This window comes from Methylobacterium gnaphalii, from assembly GCF_007992215.1.
Taxonomy (GTDB): domain Bacteria; phylum Pseudomonadota; class Alphaproteobacteria; order Rhizobiales; family Beijerinckiaceae; genus Methylobacterium; species Methylobacterium gnaphalii.
Window position 1 is genome coordinate 20,124 of record NZ_BJZV01000029.1, and the last position, 19,366, is coordinate 39,489.

21 protein-coding genes are annotated in these 19,366 nt (G+C 65.4%); 15 read left to right on the forward strand and 6 right to left on the reverse strand.

Annotation, left to right across the window (positions count from 1 at the left end; translation table 11 throughout):
- Positions 1-129: 129 nt before the first annotated feature.
- From MGN01_RS19470 to MGN01_RS19480, 3 genes are read left to right on the forward strand one after another with little or no spacing between them, the layout of a single operon-like run.
- Complete coding sequence (locus MGN01_RS19470; RefSeq protein WP_147048498.1) at positions 130-1,353, forward strand: divergent polysaccharide deacetylase family protein; 1,224 nt, start codon at positions 130-132, stop codon at positions 1,351-1,353.
- A gap of 58 nt (positions 1,354-1,411) precedes the next feature.
- Entirely contained in the window at positions 1,412-1,957 is a 546-nt protein-coding gene (locus tag MGN01_RS19475; protein ID WP_147048499.1) for an RNA pyrophosphohydrolase, read from the forward strand.
- Positions 1,958-2,002: 45 nt separating this feature from the next.
- Complete coding sequence (locus tag MGN01_RS19480; RefSeq protein WP_147048500.1) at positions 2,003-2,638, forward strand: DUF2939 domain-containing protein; 636 nt, start codon at positions 2,003-2,005, stop codon at positions 2,636-2,638.
- A gap of 14 nt (positions 2,639-2,652) precedes the next feature.
- Here the strand turns inward: MGN01_RS19480 and MGN01_RS19485 are convergent, their stop codons facing one another.
- Together MGN01_RS19485 and MGN01_RS19490 are read right to left on the reverse strand one after the other, a co-directional pair.
- Positions 2,653-3,003, reverse strand: a complete 351-nt coding sequence (locus MGN01_RS19485) for a photosystem reaction center subunit H (RefSeq protein ID WP_147048501.1) — start codon at positions 3,001-3,003, stop codon at positions 2,653-2,655.
- 87 nt (positions 3,004-3,090) lie between these two features.
- A complete protein-coding gene (locus MGN01_RS19490; RefSeq protein ID WP_147048502.1) occupies positions 3,091-3,525 on the reverse strand; it encodes a response regulator in 435 nt (144 codons plus the stop codon).
- A 177-nt stretch (positions 3,526-3,702) separates the two neighbouring features.
- Here MGN01_RS19490 and MGN01_RS19495 point away from each other — a divergent pair, with 177 nt between their 5' ends.
- The 5 genes from MGN01_RS19495 to MGN01_RS19515 all read left to right on the forward strand — a co-directional run bounded on the left by MGN01_RS19495 (position 3,703) and on the right by MGN01_RS19515 (position 7,637).
- Positions 3,703-4,374 carry a YoaK family protein gene (locus MGN01_RS19495; RefSeq protein ID WP_170246073.1) on the forward strand — a complete coding sequence of 224 codons (672 nt, stop codon included), beginning with the start codon at positions 3,703-3,705 and terminating at the stop codon, positions 4,372-4,374.
- 31 nt (positions 4,375-4,405) lie between these two features.
- Positions 4,406-5,413 (forward strand): WD40 repeat domain-containing protein, encoded by a 1,008-nt coding sequence (locus MGN01_RS19500; protein WP_147048503.1) that lies wholly within the window; start codon positions 4,406-4,408, stop codon positions 5,411-5,413.
- Positions 5,414-5,479: 66 nt separating this feature from the next.
- Positions 5,480-5,689, forward strand: coding sequence for a hypothetical protein (locus MGN01_RS19505; RefSeq protein WP_306437191.1), 210 nt, complete (start codon positions 5,480-5,482; stop codon positions 5,687-5,689).
- A 63-nt stretch (positions 5,690-5,752) separates the two neighbouring features.
- Positions 5,753-6,283, forward strand: coding sequence for a DUF2937 family protein (locus tag MGN01_RS19510; protein WP_147048505.1), 531 nt, complete (start codon positions 5,753-5,755; stop codon positions 6,281-6,283).
- A gap of 127 nt (positions 6,284-6,410) precedes the next feature.
- On the forward strand, positions 6,411-7,637 hold the full coding sequence (locus MGN01_RS19515; protein WP_147048528.1) for a peptide ABC transporter permease: 1,227 nt from the start codon (positions 6,411-6,413) through the stop codon (positions 7,635-7,637).
- 344 nt (positions 7,638-7,981) lie between these two features.
- Here MGN01_RS19515 and MGN01_RS19520 read toward each other — a convergent pair whose 3' ends face one another.
- Complete coding sequence (locus MGN01_RS19520) at positions 7,982-8,389, reverse strand: metallopeptidase family protein (protein WP_147048506.1); 408 nt, start codon at positions 8,387-8,389, stop codon at positions 7,982-7,984.
- On the reverse strand, positions 8,386-9,126 hold the full coding sequence (locus tag MGN01_RS19525) for a pyrimidine 5'-nucleotidase (protein ID WP_147048507.1): 741 nt from the start codon (positions 9,124-9,126) through the stop codon (positions 8,386-8,388). The genes MGN01_RS19520 and MGN01_RS19525 overlap by 4 nt, the downstream gene beginning before the upstream one ends.
- Before the next feature lie 212 nt (positions 9,127-9,338).
- Between MGN01_RS19525 and MGN01_RS19530 the strand changes: the two genes are divergently transcribed.
- Positions 9,339-10,490 carry a YihY/virulence factor BrkB family protein gene (locus tag MGN01_RS19530; protein ID WP_147048508.1) on the forward strand — a complete coding sequence of 384 codons (1,152 nt, stop codon included), beginning with the start codon at positions 9,339-9,341 and terminating at the stop codon, positions 10,488-10,490.
- A gap of 15 nt (positions 10,491-10,505) precedes the next feature.
- Here MGN01_RS19530 and argB read toward each other — a convergent pair whose 3' ends face one another.
- The gene (gene argB / locus MGN01_RS19535) at positions 10,506-11,402 is read right to left on the reverse strand and encodes an acetylglutamate kinase (protein WP_147048509.1); all 897 of its coding nucleotides are present in this window, start codon (positions 11,400-11,402) and stop codon (positions 10,506-10,508) included.
- 339 nt (positions 11,403-11,741) lie between these two features.
- Here argB and MGN01_RS19540 point away from each other — a divergent pair, with 339 nt between their 5' ends.
- Positions 11,742-11,951: a hypothetical protein gene (locus MGN01_RS19540; protein WP_147048510.1), complete on the forward strand. Its 210-nt coding sequence runs from the start codon at positions 11,742-11,744 to the stop codon at positions 11,949-11,951.
- Positions 11,952-12,132: 181 nt separating this feature from the next.
- Positions 12,133-12,372: a hypothetical protein gene (locus MGN01_RS19545; RefSeq protein ID WP_147048511.1), complete on the forward strand. Its 240-nt coding sequence runs from the start codon at positions 12,133-12,135 to the stop codon at positions 12,370-12,372.
- A gap of 15 nt (positions 12,373-12,387) precedes the next feature.
- Here MGN01_RS19545 and MGN01_RS19550 read toward each other — a convergent pair whose 3' ends face one another.
- Positions 12,388-13,167 carry an MOSC domain-containing protein gene (locus MGN01_RS19550; protein WP_147048512.1) on the reverse strand — a complete coding sequence of 260 codons (780 nt, stop codon included), beginning with the start codon at positions 13,165-13,167 and terminating at the stop codon, positions 12,388-12,390.
- 222 nt (positions 13,168-13,389) lie between these two features.
- Here MGN01_RS19550 and clpB point away from each other — a divergent pair, with 222 nt between their 5' ends.
- From clpB to MGN01_RS19570, 4 genes are all read left to right on the forward strand, one after another.
- The gene (gene clpB, locus MGN01_RS19555; RefSeq protein WP_147048513.1) at positions 13,390-16,023 is read left to right on the forward strand and encodes an ATP-dependent chaperone ClpB; all 2,634 of its coding nucleotides are present in this window, start codon (positions 13,390-13,392) and stop codon (positions 16,021-16,023) included.
- A 138-nt stretch (positions 16,024-16,161) separates the two neighbouring features.
- Positions 16,162-17,334, forward strand: coding sequence for a glycosyltransferase family 61 protein (locus tag MGN01_RS19560; protein ID WP_170246074.1), 1,173 nt, complete (start codon positions 16,162-16,164; stop codon positions 17,332-17,334).
- A gap of 86 nt (positions 17,335-17,420) precedes the next feature.
- Positions 17,421-18,557, forward strand: coding sequence for a hypothetical protein (locus tag MGN01_RS19565; RefSeq protein WP_147048515.1), 1,137 nt, complete (start codon positions 17,421-17,423; stop codon positions 18,555-18,557).
- 98 nt (positions 18,558-18,655) lie between these two features.
- A complete protein-coding gene (locus MGN01_RS19570) occupies positions 18,656-19,330 on the forward strand; it encodes a metallophosphoesterase family protein (RefSeq protein ID WP_147048516.1) in 675 nt (224 codons plus the stop codon).
- The last annotated feature ends 36 nt before the right edge of the window (positions 19,331-19,366 follow it).

Here is a 19,366-nt window from a genome sequence, read left to right on the forward strand (position 1 = left end):
ATTCGCGGCTTTAGCGCTGCAGTTTAGCGATGCGTTAACCATGACGGCCCGCAATGTCGGTGGATACCGATGCTGCGGGCCGTCTTGCGTTGAGGCTGTCCCGCTGCTGCGCCTGGGCCTGGATCAGCGGTGAGCGAGCCTTCCGACGATATTATGACTCGTCCGCTCGGCGTCGACGCGCCGAAGTCGAGCCGTCTCGCGGTGTTGATGCCCTATGCGCGCTATGTAACGCCCGCGCTTGGCGGTGCTGCCGCACTCGGTGTCGGCCTGCTCGCATGGACTGGCGACCCTCATGGCGGCCAGCCGCGTGCGGTCGCGACCATTGCTGTCCGTGAGGCTCCGGCACGGGATCATGGTCCGGTTGCGTCGGCGGAGACGCAAACTGATCCGAAGGGCGTCCAATCGTCGTCTCACAGCTCTGCACAGGAGGTCGAAAAAGCCTCCGGGGTGACGGTGACCCGACCCTCCGGTACCGCGGCGCCGGAAGAGGCTGTCATCATCCGGGTTCCGACGCCCGATCCGATCCGGCTTGCGGCTGCACCCGATCCGCGCCTGACCGAGCGAGGCCGTCACGGCATGATGCCGCGGATCGGCGAGGGGCGGCTGCGTCCGCTCGACGTCTATGCCCGTCCCGACAGCGGCGCGGGTTCAGCCCGCGTCGCGGTGCTTGTCTCGGGCATCGGCATCGGCCAGGCCGCCACGGCCTCGGCGATCGCACGCCTGCCGCCAGCAATCAGCCTTGCCCTTTCACCCTATGGGTCGGACCTCGATAAGACAGCCGCCCGCGCCCGTGAGGCCGGGCACGAGCTACTACTCCAGACACCGATGGAGCCTTTCGACTACCCCGACAGCGATCCGGGCCCGCAGACACTCCTGGCCTCGTCGCGCCCGGCCGAGAACCTCGATCGTCTGACCTGGGCGATGAGCCGCTTCTCCGGCTTCGTCGGCCTCGTCAATTTCATGGGGGGCAAGCTCATGAGCGATGCCAATGCCCTAGAGCCGGTCATGAAGGAGGTCGGCGCCCGCGGCCTCGGCTTCATCGACGACGGCGCCGTTCAGGGATCGAAGGCTGCATCGAGCGCAGCCAAGTTCAAGACGCCGAACGCGCGCGCCGAGATCGTGCTCGATGCCGTCGCGCGACCCGACGCGATCGATCGCGAACTGGCGCGCGTCGAAGCGCAGGCCAAGAAGAACGGCTTCGCCCTTGCATCCGCGAGCGCGCAGCAGCTTTCCATTGACCGCATTGCCCGCTGGGCGCGCGACCTCGAAAGCCGCGGCGTACGCCTGGTCCCGGTGAGCACAGCGCTACGCGGCGCCCCGCAAGCCACCAAGCTCTCAGCGGCCGAGCATTGATTGAGGCGGCTACCGGTCATTGCGGTGGGCCAACGGCTCAGCCTATGGTCGTCACGTGATGAGCGTGTCCCCGCCCGAGCCCCAAGACCGGCACGACGCTGCCTATCGTCCCTGCGTTGGAATCGCGCTGTTCAACCGCAATGGGCTGGTCTTTCTCGGACGGCGGCAGGGCATCGGTGATTCTATGGCGCAGGCCCATGCTTGGCAGATGCCGCAGGGCGGGATCGACGAGGGGGAGGCACCGCACGACGCAGCCCTTCGCGAACTCTATGAAGAGACCAACGTCGCTGCCGGCTCGGTCATTCTGCTCGGACAGACCGAGGGCTGGCTGACCTACGACCTGCCTCCAGAGTTGCTGAAGCGATCCTGGCAGGGCCGCTATCGCGGGCAGGCGCAGAAATGGTTCGCTTTCGGCTTCACGGGATCGGACGACGAGATCGACATCGACCATCCGGCAGGCGGCGCTCACAAGCCGGAATTTGACGCCTGGCGTTGGGAGCGGCTCGCCGCGACGGCAAGTCTGATCATCCCCTTCAAGCGCTCTGTCTACGAGATTGTAGTGGCGGAGTTCGCTGGTCATGAGACGTGGCGGGCAGGGGCGTGACCACGCCGTCCGACCGCTTGCCCGGTACGTGACACGAGCCGCGTCATGCGTTGGTGGCTTATCCCGATCTTGGCTGCGCTCAGCTGGTTCGCGTTCACGCTGACCCCCCTCTGGGCGTTGTACGACCTCGCGCGCGCGGTTCAGTCGAACGACACCGCCTACGTCGAAAAACACGTCAATTTCCGTGCGCTGCGCCTTTCGCTGACGCGTCAGCTCACCACCGCAATCAAGATCGGTAGCTCGGAACTGGAGCAGCGCGAGCGCCAGCGGATCAACGATCTCGCCGCGGCCCTGGCGCTTCCGCTCGCTGAGGCGCTGGTTACGCCGCAAACCACGATCGATCTGTTGAATGACGGATGGCCCCAGAGCCTCGACCTGCCGAATCCACCCCAGCTCTTCGCCTCCAGCGGACTACGCGCTGACCGGCTCAGCCGGCTCGGTGCCTTCTACACGGTCTCAGAAATGCGGGGCTTCCGTACAGTCGTCGTCGCCGTGCCGCCGAACCGCAAAGGGCCGGAGCAGTTCAAGCTCCGCTTGCGCCTGCATAATTGGTCTTGGCGCTTGATTGATGTGGAGCTGTCGGAAACGCTGCGCAACCGGCTCGCCGAGAAGGTCGCGCGCCTCGTCAAACGCGGGGCCCCCGCCGAAAGCCCGCCGCTGAGATCGGGCGCGGAGCCCTGAGATCGCCGGCCCGCTTATTTGGGCTTCGCGGGCGCCTTTGGTTCGCGCACCTGCTCAATCTCTTCTGCCTTCTCTTCGTCCGTATCGCTGCCGCGCTCGATTGCCTTGGTGGGTTGAGCCGTCAGTTGCCGAACGATCGCGACGAGGCGCTCGCATTCTGGCTCGAACTTGAAGCTGTCCAGGATGATCGCCGCATCGCGCAGCGTGCGCAGATCGCGCACCGTCTGCTCGTTGGCCGAAAGCTGGAGTTCCTTCTTACCGGCAATCTCCTCTTCGAGCTTCAGCCCTTTCACGTCACAGGCTGCAGCGGCTGCGCCGGCACTCGCCAGTAAGATCGCGACGGCCGTCGGCAGGACAGAGCGCATGGAATGCGATCCTTCGTTCAGCTTGGAAGCAGAGGGGTGGGTGCGCGCTGATAAAACCGCTGAGCTGTTCCGTGGTTGCGCGGGCGCTCAGACGTGGTGAGGACTCGGCGCGCGGCGCAGGATGTCGTTGGTCAATGCGACGATGTCACTGGGTAGGTAAGGCTTGGGCACAAAGACTGAGTCGCAGACCGCCTCGCTCTCCGAGAGGCCGCCGCAGCCGCCCGACGTGTAGACCACCGGGAGGTCCGGACGCTGGCAGCGCGCGCGGTGGGCGAGCGTCAAGCCGTTGGTGTTGCGGGCCAAGTCGATATCAGTGAAGAGCAGATCGACCCGCTCGTGCGAGAGGATTTGCTCTGCCTCGAGCGCATCCGCGGCGGTGAGCACGCGGTAGCCCTCGTCATGGAGGGCCTCGGCAGCGAGCTCGCAGACCATGAACTCATCCTCAACGACGAGCACGACGCGATCGGCCATGCCTTCGACGCGGAAGGCGGGAGCGGCGGGAACACAGGCGAAGGGAAGCATGAGGGTACTCCAACTCACCCGAAACCTTGCAACGGCAAAGCTTTCGGATCGCCGGACCAACGGCTCCGCTAAGGCCGTCGTTCACCGTGATTCCCTCGATTTGCGCCGAACTGGTAACCGAACCGTTAACCAATCGGGCCTTGGCGTTAAGAACTGTTATGCCGGAGAGACCGCACGGTGAGCCGACCGATCCTGATCGCCTTCGGGCTCATGCTCACGGCGCTTGCCGGCTTCATCGACGCCATCGGCTTCATCCGCCTCAGTGGCCTATACACGTCGTTGATGAGCGGAAACACGACCCAGCTCGCTGTCGCCATTGGCCATGGCGAGGGACACCATGCTCTGCTGCCGTTTCTCCTGATTCTGGCATTCCTGGTCGGCGCCGTGATGGGCGGCGCCATTGCAGCCCTGGCGCCAGAGCGCTGGGCGACACCAGCTATTCTGGCCTTCGAGACCCTCGCCGTGGCCTCGGCCTTCTTGAGCGCGCACGGGCAGTTGCGGCTCGGCACGGCGGCCCTGTTCCTGTCGCTCGCCATGGGCACCCAGAACGCTGTGCTCGCCCATATCCAGGGTTTTCGCGCCGGCACGACCTTCGTGACCGGCGCGCTGTTCGCGTTTGGTCAGAAGCTCGCCCTGGCACTTGCCGGACGCGGAGCGCGCTTCGGCTGGCTGGGCGACGGGCTCGTCTGGCTGGCGCTCATGGTGGGGGCTGTCGGGGGCACCGTGGCCCATGTGCATTACGACATCGATGCCCTGGCAATCCCGGCCGTGATCATGGGGGTTCTCGCGATATGGGCAGCGGTCGCCACGCTCCTGACCGGCAGAACGATCATGAATACGTCCCCTTGACCTCTTCCCCGTCTCGATTAGGCCCGCGTGAATGAGTTCCAGCCTTCCCTCCCTGACCGATCACGTCACGCCGCTTGCTACCGGTGCGCACGTCACGCTCGCGCATTGGCTGAAGGACACGCTCGCCCTGGCGTTGGCCGAGGGCGGCGTCGTCCTGGTGCGCGGGGACGAGCAGCAGATCGTGGCACCTCATGGCGATGGCGGGATTTTGGTAGCGGCCGGTGACGCTCGCCGGCTCGTCACCGGAGGCGACGACGGCCGGGTGATGGCAGTCGCCACCGATGGATCGATCGCCGAGATCGCGGCCGCGAAGGGTGGCGCCTGGATTGATGCGCTGGCACTGCACCCCGATGGCGGTGTGGCCTACTCGGTCGGGCGCAATGTCACGGCGCGCGACGCCAAGGGGCGCGAGCGGACGTTCAGCGCCCCCTCCAGCGCGCGCGGGCTCGCCTTTGCGCCGAAGGGCTATCGTTTGGCGGTCGCGCACTACAATGGGGTCAGCCTCTGGTACCCGAATCTCGAGACGCCGGCCGAATTCGTTGAGTGGAAGGGCTCGCATCTCGATGTGACCTGGTCGCTGGACGGCCGCTTCGTCATCTCGACGATGCAGGAGAATGCGCTGCACGGTTGGCGCCTCCAGCCCGACCGCGGCCACATGCGGATGTCCGGCTATCCTGCCAAGGTTCGCTCCACGGCTTGGTCCCACGACGGCGACTGGCTGGCGACGAGCGGCGCGGAAGCCGCCATCGTCTGGCCCTTCGACTCGAAGGAGGGGCCGACTGGAAAGGCACCGCGAGAATGCGGCGTGCGGCCTGCCCGCGTCTCCCGTGTCACCTTCCATCCCAAGGCCCTGGTCCTCGCCATCGGTTACGAGGATGGCTGCATCCTGCTCGTGCGCTTCACCGACGCCGCCGAACTGCTCGTCCGTCCGGCCGTGAAGGACAGCGCCATCTCGGCGCTCGCCTGGGACACCTCCGGCGGCCGCCTTGCCTTCGGCTGCGCCGACGGGCAAGCCGGCATCCTCACGCTTCCGCGCTGAGGCCGCCGGTTGGCTCTGTTCGGCTTCAGGAGACCGCGCCCCGGCGAGGCCGAGCGGCACAGGATCGTGGACTGGGTGCGGGAGACCGGCGGCTATGGCGGAGCTGTAGTGGTGAAGGTCAATGAGATCGTCTGCGCCGATCCGGCCTGCCCGGGCTTCGAGACGATTATTTTGGTGATGGCACCCGGCGCGCGCACTGTGGCCAGCAAGATCGCGAAGCCGCTGACCGACGTGACCCATGAGGACGTGATCACCGCGATCTCTGCAGCTTCGTGATCGGAGCGGTTGGAACAGGCATGCCGGTCATGCTTTTGTCCTCGGGCAATCGAGGAGACATTCGTGTTCCGGGTCATCCGCACATTCGGCCTCGCACTCGGCCTCATCGGAGCCGCCATCGCGGCGCAAGCGCCTGAATTTTCACAGCAATATGCGCAGCGCCTCGGCGGCGCGATCGAGGAGCTGCGGCGGCAGATCGCGACGCTGGATGCTGATGCTCAGGCTACGGGCAACACCCGCGAAAGCGCCATCGAGAACCTGCGCAAGAACGCAGACGCCCTCGTCGCCCGGCGTGGTGAGGCGGTGCGCGGCGACGTCGAGCGTTTCAAGGCCCTCGACGCGCAGAAACAGGCAATCGACTCCGCTGCGTCTCCCCTTGGCAGAACGGTCGCGGTTGCTCGAAATCCTGACATGGCGGTCGCCCGTGCCACCTACCGCGACTACCAGCCGGCCGTGCCGACGACGACGGATGGCCTAGTTGCCGGCCTCCTCGGTTTCCTGGCTGCCTGGGGCGGCTGGCGGATCGTCGCAGATCTCGGCCGCAGCATGAGCCGCCGTGCATGCAGACCGACGCCGGCAACGCGCGCCGTCTGAGCGGTCATGAACGGGTGTCCGTCGGGGTATGGGTGTTGCAGGAGCCCTACAGCATCGAGGCGGCGAGTTATCTAGGACGGACATGACCGTGCCAGCATCCGCTGGCCGCGCCGGGCTTGGTCTAAACATGGCGCGCACGCCTACTTCCACCGCCGACCCGGCGCTCGATGCGGCAGCCCTCCTGCGCCGCATTGGCTTCTTCACGCTGTTCGTAGTCGTGCCTGTCGCGGCCCAGGTCTCGCGCCGTGCGACTGTCGTGCTCGCGCCGATCACCATCGTTCTGCTCATCATTGCCAGCGCGATCGACCGCAAGAATCGGGCTCCGGGCGCGAGCGTCGGCCGCCTCATACGTTCGCCGGCCTTCGCCGCCGGCATGCTGGTGATCGGCTGGTCGGCGCTGTCGCTGGCCTGGACCCCTTTTCCCGGACCTGCGACGGAGCGCCTCGCGAACCTCATCGCGACGCTTGGGCTGACGCTTGCCGGCTATCTCGCGCTACCGGACCGAATGCGTTCGGCCAACCTCTATCTCCTGCCGCTCGGCGTGGGGGCTGCTGCGATCGTCGCGATTCTGATCGGGCTGTTCGGGGACGCGATGAGACGCGAGGCCGGCGACGCGGACGGCGCGCTTGAACGCGGCGCGGTCCTTCTTGCAGTCCTGGCGTGGCCGGCCGTCGCTTGGCTGCGCTCGCGCCGCCGCGACACCGGCGCCCTGGCGACCGCCTTGCTCGTCGCCGGCGCCCTCCTGTTGGCACCCGGTCTGACGCCGCTCCTGGCGCTCGGTGTCGGCGCGCTGACCTTCGGCCTGACGACCTATCGCCAGAACCTCGGCGTGCGGATCACCGCGCTCGCTGCGGCGCTGCTGCTGGCGCTGGCGCCGCTGCTGCCCTTCCTGCTCCGGCCGATCGCTTCGCTCATCCTCGGGTCGACGGCGCCGAGCTCAATCTCGCTCAAGATCTGGCAGAAGCTGGTGACCTCCGAGCCCCTCCGGCTCATCACGGGCCACGGCTTCGAGACGTCCCTGCGTGGCCGTTTCGTGAACCTATTGCCGATAAATGCACCGACGACGATGCTGTTCGAACTCTGGTTCGAACTCGGCATTGTCGGCGCGCTCGCCGCCGCCTTCGCGCTTTACGTCTCGATCCATAGGACGGGCCGTCAGGTCTCCCTACTGGCACCCGGCGCCATTGCTGCCTTCGCCACAGCCTTCACGATCGGCTGCATCGGTGTCGGCCTCACTGCGATCTGGTGGCTCACCTCACTCGCCATCGCGGTCCTCGCCTTCGTGGCGATCGAGCAAGGCCAATTTCGTGCGAGTCGCCCGAAGGCAAGCCTGTTGCCGAAGCTGCCGGGCTGAGCGCGTCGGGGTGAACCCCGACGCTTTGCGTCCTTGCTAGGCGCCTGATGAGAACGAAGTCGCGGCCATCGCGTAGCGACGTACGAGCGCGAGGACCCGAACCCGGAATGAACCGCATGAGGTGGGCAGGGAGCCGCGGCAGCCGCTGATCATCAGCTTCCGGGCGGCATGCTTCGCGACGGGCGCGGCAAGCTCGGCTCTCGTCAGGCTGCCGCCGCAACGATTCCCGGTCCTGGCCCCCGCCGCAGACGTCCGCTTGTCACGAAGTCAGCAGCTGCCTGGAGTTTGAGGTTTGGCCTAACTTTGCTGGCACGAAGGATGACACCTAGTGCTAGATCCGCGCGCTAGGCATCCGCCTGCGCCTCGATACGTGCCATGTCGTCATCCGACAGGCCGAAATGGTGCCCGATCTCGTGGATGAGAACGTGCGTCACGAGATGGCCGAGTGTTTCATCGTGCTCGGCCCAGTAGTCGAGCAGCGGCCGGCGATAGAGCCAGACGGCGTTGGGCATCTGGCCCGTGGTGGTCTCGCCGGATTGTGCGAGGCCCACGCCGCGGAACAGGCCGAGCAGATCGAACTCGCTCTCGCAGTTCATCTCGTCGAGGGTTGCGTCGTCGGGGAAGTCATCGACCTGGATGCGTACCCCCGCACACAGCCGACGGAAGGCGTGCGGCAGGCTCGCGAAGGCCTCCTCTGCGATGGCCTCGATCTCGGCGAGGCTCGGCGCGCGTTCGTGGGAGCGGTCGCTCATCCCGTCTTCGTCGCGGCGTCCGCCAACACGCAGGTCTGAAGGAAACCCGCGAGGTCGCTCGTGATGTGGTCGATATGCGGCTCCTGCACCGCTTCCTGCTCGAAGCGCTCGCGAAACGGGTCTGGAATGGGCGGCACCACGAGCACCGTCGCCATGCCGAGATCGTGAGGCACCACGAGGTTGCGGGAAATGTCCTCGAACAGGGCCGAGCGCTGCGGATCGACGCCGTGGCGGTCCAGGAAACGCTCGTAGGTCACGCGCTCGGGCTTCGGCACGAAATCGGCGGCGGCGATGTCGAACACGTCCTCGAAATGGTCGAGGATGCCGAGCTTGTCGGCGACCCGCTCGGCGTGGCGACGCGAGCCGTTGGTGAGGATCAGCTTGCGGCCAGGCAGGCGCTCGATGGCAGCGCCAAGCGCCTCGTCGAGCTTGATCGTCGAGTGATCGATATCGTGGGCGAAGTCGAGGAAGTCGTGCGGGTCGACTCGGTCCTCGACCATCAACGCCTTCAGCGTAGTGCCGTAGCGGTGGTAAAAATACTTCTGAAGCGCCCGCGCCGAGATCCCGTCCAGCCCGTAGAGCTGCATGACATAGAGCGTGATGCGTTCGTCAACCTGCGGCCAGACCCGGGCATCGCTCGGGTAGAGCGTGTTGTCGAGGTCGAACACCCAGGTGTCGATCCCCGAGAAGTCGCGGGCCTTGCGTGTGGTGAAGTGGCTTTCGCCGGGGTGGAACAAGCGGAACCGCGTGCTGAGCCGAAGGAGGGGGCGCGTTGGCCCAACCTCTCAGATAGGCGATTGCGGCGCGAAGGGAAACGCCGTGGGCCTGGAATGCCGCCGGCAGGCGCGTTGAATGCGAGGACTGCGAAGGTTTGGTCGCGCATCCGCAAAACCAAATCGCACGGGAGAAGTTAACCGGGCGGGACAGCACGACCGAAGAGCGACACGCGATGACGACGAAGCAGGACATCCCATCGGCGCAAGCCACGGAGGTCGCTTATCCGGCGATTTGGACGATGGCTACGGCGGCGGCGCTGATCGGCCTCGTTGCAATGCCCCGTCGCTCCGTCCAATCGCAGCCTCGGCAGGACGAGGGCGACATCGCGCAGCGACCCTCGCCGTCGCATGAGCCGGAGGAAGCGCGAGCCGTCGCCAGCACCGAGGCCGATCGCGGCCGCCGCGCCGCCAGTCCCAAGGAGATCCCGGCCAAGGGCTGGAAGGATGTTGCGATGCGGACCTATCGCGACGTCGGAGAGAATCGCCTCACCCTGGTCTCGGCAGGTGTGACCTTCTTCGCGTTGCTCGCGATCTTTCCAGCCATTGCCGCCCTGGTCTCGATCTACGGTCTTGTGGCCGACGCCGCCACCATCAACGAGAATCTCGCTGCCCTGCAGGGCATCGTGCCATCCGGAGCCCTCGACATCGTCGGCGAGCAGGTCAAGCGGCTCAACGAGAAGGGTGATGCCACGCTCGGCTTCTCGCTGATCATCGGCATCGTGCTCTCGGTATGGAGCGCCAACAGCGGCATGAAGCACATCTTCGACGCGCTCAACATCGTCTACAACGAACGTGAGAAACGGAACTTCTTCGTGCTCAACCTCGTCTCGTTGGGCTTCACGGCTGGCGCGCTGCTGTTCATCGTCCTGGCTCTGGTCGCCGTTGTGGCAGTGCCGGTCGCCCTCCAGACCCTCGGCTTCGGCAAGAATGCGTGGTGGCTCGCGCTGCTGCGCTGGCCGGCTTTACTCGTCGCAGTGGTGGGTGGCCTCGCGCTGATCTACCGCTACGGGCCGAGCCGCGATGCGCCGCGCTGGCGTTGGGTCACGCCGGGCAGCCTGATCGCAGCCCTGCTCTGGCTGGCCGGTTCGCTGGGCTTTTCCTGGTACGTCGCCAATTTCGGCAAGTACAACCAGACCTACGGATCGCTCGGCGCCGCGATCGGCTTCATGACCTGGATCTGGCTGTCGACCACCATCGTCCTGCTCGGAGCCCAGCTCAACGCTGAGACGGAGCACCAGACTGCCGAGGATACGACGGTTGGCGCTCCGAAGCCGCTCGGAGCCCGAGAGGCGCGCATGGCGGACACCGTCGGGGTGGCCACCTAGCGGTGGGGAGCCAGGTCAGGTTCGACGGATCAGGGTGCCGGCGCCGTAATCGGTGAATAGCTCCAGCAGTGCCGCGTGCGCCACCTTCCCGTCGAGGATGACTACCGCCTCGACGCCCTGCTCCAGCGCGTAGATGCAGGTCTCGACCTTCGGGATCATGCCCGCCGTTATGGTGCCGTCGGCGATCAACTCGCGGCAGCGGTCAACGGTCAACTCCGGGATCAGCTTCTTGTCCTTGTCGAGGACGCCCGGAACGTCGGTGAGCAGCAGCAGGCGCTTCGCCCGGAGCGCTCCGGCGATGGCACCGGCAAAGGTGTCGGCGTTGACGTTGTAGGTCCGTCCATCCGGCCCGTAGGCGACCGGGGCGAGGACCGGGATCAACTCGGCCTTGAGCACCGCATCGAGCACGCCGCGCTCGACATGGTCAGGCTCGCCGACGAGGCCGAGATCGAGCTCGGTCTCGGCGTTGGTCTCAGGATCCTTCATGGTGCGCAGCGCCCGCTTGGCGCGCACCATATTGCCGTCCTTGCCGCAAAGGCCGATGGCACGGCCGCCCTCGGCCGAGATCCAGCCGACGATCTGCTTGTTGATGGAGCCGGCGAGAACCATCTCGACCACCTCGACGGTGGCCTCGTCGGTAACGCGCAGGCCGCCCTTGAATTCGGATTCGATGCCGAGCCGGTTCAGCATCTTGCCGATCTGAGGGCCGCCGCCGTGCACGACGATCGGCTTCACGCCGGATTGCTCGAGGAGAACGATGTCCTCGGCGAAATCCTCGGCCGCGGCCGGGTCGCCCATGGCGTGTCCGCCATACTTGATGACCACGATCTCCTGATCGTAGCGCTGCATGTGCGGCAGCGCCTGGGTCAGGACTTCGGCGCGCACATGCACGTTCGGCAGCGGATCGGTCATCGCGGTCCTGGGTCTCCGTCGCGGAGGACTCTCGCGGCCGGGCTTCTAACGCAGGCGCGCGCGCCTGCGAAGCATTGTCCAGCGAGAAAAGCGGTTGTCTAGGAGCAGCCTGGGGATCATCGGCATCGCTTCCCATTTGCCCGCCGATGCCTGTGGTGTGGTTCAACCGGGGACGGTAGCCGAGTCGATCAGGTGCCCGCGCTTCACGGACGACGCGATCACCAGCGACGTCGAGACCTTCTCTGGACTGCTTAACCGGTAAGCCCACACTGCGGCTCACGGTTAATGCGCAATTAACCATGTGAGCCAATAGTGTTCCCGTCGTCCGGGAACACGGCCATGCTCGATAACGATCTCTTCACGCCTCGTCCGACGTTGACCAGCCCGAGTCTTCTGGCGCGTGCCCTCAACGCGCTTGGCCAGAATGCTCCCTCGCAAGCCGAGATCTGGGATCGCCTGACCCGCAACTTCGCCGTCGACCTCGATGCCGTTGCGTCTCTGATGCCGCGCAGTGAGCCCGAGCCAGCGTGGCTCAAGGCTCGCGATTGATCCCTGTGGCATGCAGCACTCGCAGCACACCTAACCGGAAGTAGCAGGACCAATCTGGCACGCTCGCTGCTTACATTCCCGATAACACTATAAGAGGGGACGCCCAGGCAACGACCACGCGGTGGCTCACACGCCAGAGCAACTCCGCGGACCTTTTCGCAACACGAAAACGGGGTCCGTCATGCCTGAACTTCTCGCCGTCGCCCTTGTCTGCGCGACCACACTCTCCTCGGTAGAGTGCTCACGCGACACCGCCCTCGACATCATCGTCGCGCCGGCCCACTCGGCCATGGAGTGCATGATGCACGCCCAGGCCTCAGCCGCTGCGGCCGGCCTTCCGGGCGGAGATGGGCGCTACCTCAAGATCTCCTGCGAGCGCCGCACCAAAGTCGCCTCCGTCATGGAGCCGGCCGAGCACTGATTCCGCAGCGCGCGATCATCCTTCGAGCGTGAGCGCGTCGCCTTCGCGGAGCGCGCCGCCTGCGATCACCTCGGCATAGACGCCGCAATCGGCGTGGCCGAGGTGTTGGCTGAGCACGCGCGGGATCTGGAGATCGCGAATGCCGGTCTGCGGATCGACGTTGGTTGCCGCGCAGCGCACCGTTCGCGAGGTGACCTTCAGGCGCAGGCCGCCCGGCGCCTCGACGATCCGTCCAACGAGGTCGAGCTCGGCCCAGGGCTCCAATCCGTCGACGAAGACGTTGCCGCGGAAGCGCAGCGGGTCCACGGGCGCGCCGACATAGTCCTCGACGGCCCGGACGCTCGCAAGGTTGATGAGCGAGACGTAGCCCGTGGGCGAATCCGTGAAGCGGTAGCCCGGCGAAGACTTCAGCACCCTCGGCTCGCCCCGTAACTCCTGCGGCAGATAAGCCTTCATGAAGCCGGCGAGTGCGTTGCGTCCCTCACGGCTCGCGAGGTCGCATGAGACCGCTGGGCGATCCTCATACGCGACGCTGAGACGGCCCGAGGCGTCGTCGTATCGGGTACGCAGCCGGGCCAGCGCCTCGTTGCGCATCAGCACGAGGTAGACGACCTTGGGCAGGTGTCGCGGGGTCACCTCGTCGAAGCCTGAAGGGCCGTTCTCGATGGCGTAGAGGCGGTCGCCAGGGAAATAGCCGCTGGTTTCCAAGCTCGCCTCAGCAACCCGTTCCGGCGACAGGCCTTTGACGGGGTAGCGGTAGAGCTGCTCGACGCGGATCGCTGGGTGTGAGGTCATGGGTTTCGGCTAGCCTTGCCGCGCCTGTCACGCAAGGGACCGCACCATCGCAACGCATCGGCTCTGAGCCTCTTGTGTCGCGAAATTACAACACCAAATCAGCTAGGCCGGCGGCTTTGGAGCGCCGGTATCCCGGCGGGGCAGACCCCGCGGGATGTCGCATCGAACGGGCTGTGCCGATAGACCGGGCAGGGCGTTCGATCCGGGAAAGGGCAACGACGCATGAACTTCGAAAAATACACGGAACGCGCCCGCGGCTTCGTTCAGGCCGCGCAGTCTCTCGCGACGCGCGAGGGCCATCCCCAGCTTGCACCGGGGCACCTCCTCAAGGTGCTGCTCGACGATCCGGAAGGGCTCTGCGCCGGTCTCATCGACCGGGCCGGCGGCCAGTCGCGGGTCGCGCTGGCGCAGGTCGAGCAGTGGCTTGCCAAGCAGCCGAAGGTCTCCGGCAGTTCCGCCGCGCAGCCCCAGGCGACGCGCGATCTCGTGCGCCTGTTCGACACAGCCGAGAAGGCAGCCGAGAAGGCCGGCGACAGCTACGTCACGGTAGAACGGCTCCTGCTCGCCTTCGCCGTCGAGAAGGACACCGAGGCTGGCAGGATCCTGGCAGCCGCCGGCGTCACCGCGGCTTCGCTGAACGCCGCGATCAACGCCCTGCGCAAGGGCCGCACGGCCGACAACGCGAGCGCCGAGAATGCCTACGACGCGCTCAAGAAATACGCCCGCGACCTCACCGCGGAAGCCCGAGAGGGCAAGCTCGACCCGGTGATCGGCCGTGACGAGGAGATCCGGCGCACGATCCAGGTGCTGTCCCGGCGGACCAAGAACAATCCCGTCCTCATAGGCGAGCCCGGCGTCGGCAAAACCGCCATCGTCGAAGGATTGGCGCTGCGCATCGTCAACGGAGACGTGCCGGAGAGCCTCAAGGAGAAGAGCCTGCTCTCTCTCGATCTCGGCGCGCTGATCGCCGGCGCGAAATATCGCGGCGAGTTCGAAGAGCGGCTGAAAGGCGTGCTCTCCGAGGTGCAGTCGGCGGCCGGTCAGGTCATCCTGTTCATCGACGAGATGCATACGCTCGTTGGCGCCGGAAAGGCCGACGGCGCCATGGACGCGTCGAACCTGCTGAAGCCCGCACTCGCCCGCGGTGAGCTGCACTGCGTCGGCGCGACCACGCTCGACGAGTATCGCAAGCATGTCGAGAAAGACGCGGCGCTCGCCCGTCGCTTCCAGCCAGTCTTCGTGTCCGAGCCGACCGTCGAAGACACGGTCTCGATCCTGCGCGGTATCAAGGAAAAGTACGAACAGCATCACGGCGTGCGCATCCAGGATTCCGCCCTGGTCGCGGCTGCGACGCTGTCGAACCGCTACATCACCGACCGCTTCCTCCCCGACAAAGCCATCGACCTCGTCGACGAGGCCGGCTCGCGGCTGCGCATGCAGGTCGATTCGAAGCCGGAAGAGCTCGACAACATCGACCGCGAGATCGTGCGGCTGAAGATCGAGGGCGAGGCGCTCAAGAAAGAGACCGATTCCGCCTCGCGTGATCGGCTGCAGCGGTTGGAGAAGGAACTCGGTGATCTCGAAGAGCAGTCCGCCGCGATCACGGCGCGCTGGAAGGCCGAGAAGGACAAGCTCGGCGCGGCCGCGGAGCTGAAGAAGAAGCTCGACGAGGCGCGGACCGAACTCGCGAACGCCCAGCGCCAGGGCCAGTACCAGCGCGCGGGCGAGCTGGCCTATGGCGTGATCCCCGGTCTTGAGAAGCAGCTCGCCGAGATCGAGGCTGCCGCGGAGAGCGCCGTGGCGCGCGACGGCATGGTCGAGGAGGCGGTGACGCCAGCTCATATTGCAGCCGTCGTCTCGCGCTGGACGGGCGTGCCTGTCGACAAGATGCTCGAGGGCGAGCGCGAAAAACTGCTCGCCATGGAGCAGGCGCTGGGCAACCGCGTCGTCGGTCAGCGTGAGGCGGTGGAAGCCGTCTCGACGGCCGTGCGCCGCGCCCGTGCCGGCCTGCAGGACCCGAACCGGCCGATCGGCTCGTTCATGTTCCTCGGTCCGACCGGTGTCGGCAAGACCGAGCTGACCAAGGCGCTTGCCGGCTTCCTGTTCGACGACGACACGGCGCTCGTGCGCATCGACATGTCCGAGTACATGGAGAAGCACGCGGTCGCCCGGCTCATCGGCGCACCTCCCGGCTATGTCGGCTACGAAGAGGGCGGGGCGCTGACGGAAGCCGTGCGGCGCCGGCCCTACCAGGTCGTGCTGTTCGACGAGGTCGAGAAAGCGCATCCGGACGTGTTCAACGTCCTGCTCCAGGTGCTCGACGACGGCCGGCTGACCGACGGACAGGGGCGCACGGTCGATTTCCGCAACACGCTGCTGATCATGACCTCGAATCTCGGCTCCGAGTATCTGGTCAACCAGCCCGCGGGCCAGGATACGGACGCGGTGCGCGATGAGGTGATGGGCGTCGTGCGCAGTCACTTCCGGCCGGAATTCCTGAACCGGATCGACGAGATCATCCTGTTCCACCGCCTCGCGCGGTCGGAGATGGGGGCCATCGTCAAGATCCAGCTCGCCCGGCTCCAGAAGCTGCTCGACGAGCGCAAGATCACGCTGGACCTCGACGAGGAGGCGGAAGGCTGGCTCGCCGACAAGGGCTACGACCCAGCCTACGGGGCGCGGCCGCTCAAGCGCGTGATCCAGAAGAACGTGCAGGATCCGCTCGCCGAACTGCTGCTCTCGGGGCAGATCCATGACGGTGAGGCAGTGCCGGTGCGGCTCGGACCGCTCGGACTCATGATCGGCGACGTTACCGTCGGCACGCCGCACAGACCGGCCGGCGCGACGCTGAACTGATACGAAGGGCGCATCGGAACGATCCCGATGCGCCCTTCGCTTATCTTCCCGTCGCGCGATGCGGCCACTAAGCATCTCATTCGAGGCCGGCGACCGAGTCCGAACGCATCGACGCCTGTGCGCGTATCGGGGAGTGTGATGACGCCGCTTCGCTCGGCATCGAGGGGCCAGCCGGTTATCCGGCGCTGCCGCGCGACAGATGGAACGGTCGAGGTGATCGGTGGGCAACCCGGCATCCGCCGCGTCACGGATGCCATCTATGTCCCCCTAGGCGGCCCTGGTCATTGGGGCGTCTATGACGGCGGCCGTGAGATTGGCGGGGCGAATGCCAACGCCGGAGGAGGCCTCGATGAAGCCGCCTTCGGCGAACGGCTTCCCGCGACGGACGAACGGACCCATCTCTATCTGGGTCCGATGAGCGCGCATTTCGGGCACTTCGTGACCGACGTCATCGCACGGCTGTGGCCTCTCGTGACATGGCACGGCGAGCGCCCGAAACTGCTGTACCACGGGCCATCGGGGCTCAATCAGTGGCGCGTTCACGGCTTCATCTCGCTGATCCTCGCCCGGTTCGGCCTCGAGATCGACGACCTCGTCTGCCACGACGCGCCGCACAGGATTCCGAACCTTGTGGTGCCCGAACCCTGCTTTCGCCACGGCCGAGCCCACCAGGAATACGCGACCCTGTGCCGGCATGTCGGGCGACCATTTTGGCGGGACGACGAGGTCGATACCGAGGACCGGCCGATCTTCCTGTCGAAGCTCAAGCTGTCGGCCGGCTCCATGCACAAGCCTGCCGACGAGGAAGCGTTGGTTGAAGAGCTCAAACGCCGTGGCGTCGAGATCGTGTTCCCCGAGGAACTCAGCTTTCCCGATCAGGTCGCGCTTTTGGCGCGCCGGCGAACGATTATGGGCATCGCCGGCTCTGCCTTGCACACCTCGCTCTTCTCGGCGCCGGGGCGGCGGATCATTGCCCTGAACTACTGGGAGAAAATCAACGCCAACTTCCCAGTGATCGATCGGCTCAACGGGAACGCGGCGTTCTACTATGTCCCTAGCACGACGCAGTACGTGAAGGGCGGTGACTACCTGCTGCGCTGGACGATCGAACGTCCTGCAGCGGCGGCAGTCGAATTGATGGAGCGCGCGCACGACTTCGCTACCATCGATGCGCGCGACAGTGCGGAGGACGAGGCTCGGGATCGCAGGGCGCGCTCGCTCGCCGGCCGAGCCGAGAGCGTCCGCCGAACGCTCGGCCGCTGCTTAAGGTCAATCGCCTCGCTGCTGCGCCGTGGTCGATGGGCGGGCTGAGCCGGCTGGCGCGCGCCGCGACGTAGCCAGTCCGGTCTGCTTGGGCTAATGCGTCGACTCAAGCTGTCATCACGGCCATCGGACACATGCACGAAATCGCAAGCGCCGATCAGGGCGGTTCGTCAATATCGCGTCTCATGACGCAGTTTCAAAGCTTGGGCGACAACTGCGAATTCGGCATTGTTCAAAGGTACTGCGGATGTGAGCCGACGAGTTTGTTCCGGTTCACAATGAGCGATGTTAATGAAATAGTTTCAGCTCTATCATATAACCTGGAAACGTATGGAGCGGCCGATGATCTCGAGATCTATGAGGGCGAGCCGTTCTACTGTTGCGCCAGCAGAAAGCATGGTTTTTCTTATCGTACTTCCAAAAAAATCGGAGAAATCGATCCAGAAGATTTGCTAAAAAGCGAATACCAAAAGGTTGCTCACCTGAAAAACAAGTTTCGGCAAAGCTTGGCTTCTGGTGATAAAATCTTCGTTCGGAAAGGGCGGCCTGAGGAATCGTTCGACGAGTTTCTCAGCTTGGCACATGCCATTCGACGATATGGGCCCGGCAATGTCATGCGGGTGGAAGTTGCGCCAATTCCAGAGAAGATTGGGATGGTGCACTGGCATTCGCCGGGCATCATGGTCGGGTATGTCAGCCGGTTCTCCCCCTACCAAGGGGGAATGGATATCGATCTAGAGCCCTGGGTTACGCTCTGCGAGAACGCGCTCAGTCTTGTGACCGGGGTCTCACAGCAGACACGTTCATCGGATCAGCAGTCTTTTCCCATCCAAGCCGCTGACAAGATCCTGAGACACACATCCCGCAAAACACAGACTGGGCTATCGTCGTTCGGATCACGGGTCGCTGCGCCAGCTTTTATGCCTGGTGAGATCAACGTCTTTTCCACGTGGGTCTGGATTCCTTCCAACTTCGACGGAAGCAGGCTCTTCGGATTTATAAAAATCGGAGATACCTATCATCGGCTCGGTCACCGAGATGCAGACCTTGCTTATCGTGGAGCCTGGCAACGAGTCTGGCTTGCAGCGCAAATCCCGTCAAAGCTGTCACATCTGCAGGTCGGACTTGCCGTGATTGCCGGCAAAGGCCAAACCTTTTGGTCGACGGATTGGCGGGCCAGCCAATATCCGATCCCGATCAAGTCTCCGCCGCCGTCGATCGGTATCCGGCTCGGTCTAAGGGATTGGTGGTCAGGTCAAACAGCGGCCTGAGCCACAGATCTCGCCGCGAAAAGTACCTATCCGAACGCGGCGCGATCCAGATCCACGCACGTCTTGCTCCGGCGCGCAATTCCCCCGACAACTGTGCCATGGACGCCGATACGCTCACCTACGCCGTCGGCGACATTCACGGCTGCGCCGATCTGCTCGACGCTCTACTGGACAAGATCGAAGCCCATGCGGCCGGAAGGCCGCGGCGGCTGGTCTTTCTTGGCGATTATATCGATCGCGGTGCTGACAGCGCTCGGGTGATCGAGACCCTGCGCAGGCTTCAGTGGCGCGATGAGGGCGGCGTCACCTGTCTCATGGGCAACCACGAGGCGATGCTCCTGAAGACCCTGCACGAGCGCGGCGCACTGGATCTCTGGCTGCGGAACGGAGGCTGCGACACGCTGCATTCGTTCGACGTCGACGGGCCGGAGTATCTGCCCGGCGACGTGCTCGACTGGATCGAGGCGCTGCCGACCCTCCACCAGGATACGCAGCGCTGGTACGTCCATGCCGGCTTCCGGCCCGAGGCGGAGGTGCCGGATCCGGATGAGGATGCCCGCCTCTGGATTCGGGAGCCGTTCCTTTCGGAGGAGCGCGACTACGGCCGCCACGTCGTGCACGGCCATACGCCGCTCTCCAGGGGGCAGCCGGATGTGCGTGCCTTCCGGACCAATCTCGATACAGGCGCGGTCTATGGCGGCGCGCTGACGGCCGCCGTGTTCGGCCTCAGTGCGGCGAAGGCGGTGGACTTCCTGCAGGTTCGCGCGCGGTGACAGGCTTGGCCGCTTGAGCCTTGGCGCAGTTTCGGC

Excerpts from the sequence above, each read along its gene's own strand:
- MGN01_RS19475 (WP_147048499.1), top strand. The coding sequence starts at position 1,412 with ATGAGCGTGTCCCCGCCCGAGCCCCAAGACCGGCACGACGCTGCCTAT.
- MGN01_RS19480 (WP_147048500.1), top strand. The coding sequence starts at position 2,003 with ATGCGTTGGTGGCTTATCCCGATCTTGGCTGCGCTCAGCTGGTTCGCG.
- MGN01_RS19485 (WP_147048501.1), bottom strand. The coding sequence starts at position 3,003 with ATGCGCTCTGTCCTGCCGACGGCCGTCGCGATCTTACTGGCGAGTGCC.
- MGN01_RS19490 (WP_147048502.1), bottom strand. The coding sequence starts at position 3,525 with ATGCTTCCCTTCGCCTGTGTTCCCGCCGCTCCCGCCTTCCGCGTCGAA.
- MGN01_RS19500 (WP_147048503.1), top strand. The coding sequence starts at position 4,406 with ATGAGTTCCAGCCTTCCCTCCCTGACCGATCACGTCACGCCGCTTGCT.
- MGN01_RS19515 (WP_147048528.1), top strand. The coding sequence starts at position 6,411 with ATGGCGCGCACGCCTACTTCCACCGCCGACCCGGCGCTCGATGCGGCA.
- MGN01_RS19520 (WP_147048506.1), bottom strand. The coding sequence starts at position 8,389 with ATGAGCGACCGCTCCCACGAACGCGCGCCGAGCCTCGCCGAGATCGAG.
- MGN01_RS19530 (WP_147048508.1), top strand. The coding sequence starts at position 9,339 with ATGACGACGAAGCAGGACATCCCATCGGCGCAAGCCACGGAGGTCGCT.
- argB (WP_147048509.1), bottom strand. The coding sequence starts at position 11,402 with ATGACCGATCCGCTGCCGAACGTGCATGTGCGCGCCGAAGTCCTGACC.
- MGN01_RS19540 (WP_147048510.1), top strand. The coding sequence starts at position 11,742 with ATGCTCGATAACGATCTCTTCACGCCTCGTCCGACGTTGACCAGCCCG.
- MGN01_RS19545 (WP_147048511.1), top strand. The coding sequence starts at position 12,133 with ATGCCTGAACTTCTCGCCGTCGCCCTTGTCTGCGCGACCACACTCTCC.
- MGN01_RS19550 (WP_147048512.1), bottom strand. The coding sequence starts at position 13,167 with ATGACCTCACACCCAGCGATCCGCGTCGAGCAGCTCTACCGCTACCCC.
- clpB (WP_147048513.1), top strand. The coding sequence starts at position 13,390 with ATGAACTTCGAAAAATACACGGAACGCGCCCGCGGCTTCGTTCAGGCC.
- MGN01_RS19560 (WP_170246074.1), top strand. The coding sequence starts at position 16,162 with ATGACGCCGCTTCGCTCGGCATCGAGGGGCCAGCCGGTTATCCGGCGC.
- MGN01_RS19565 (WP_147048515.1), top strand. The coding sequence starts at position 17,421 with ATGCACGAAATCGCAAGCGCCGATCAGGGCGGTTCGTCAATATCGCGT.
- MGN01_RS19570 (WP_147048516.1), top strand. The coding sequence starts at position 18,656 with ATGGACGCCGATACGCTCACCTACGCCGTCGGCGACATTCACGGCTGC.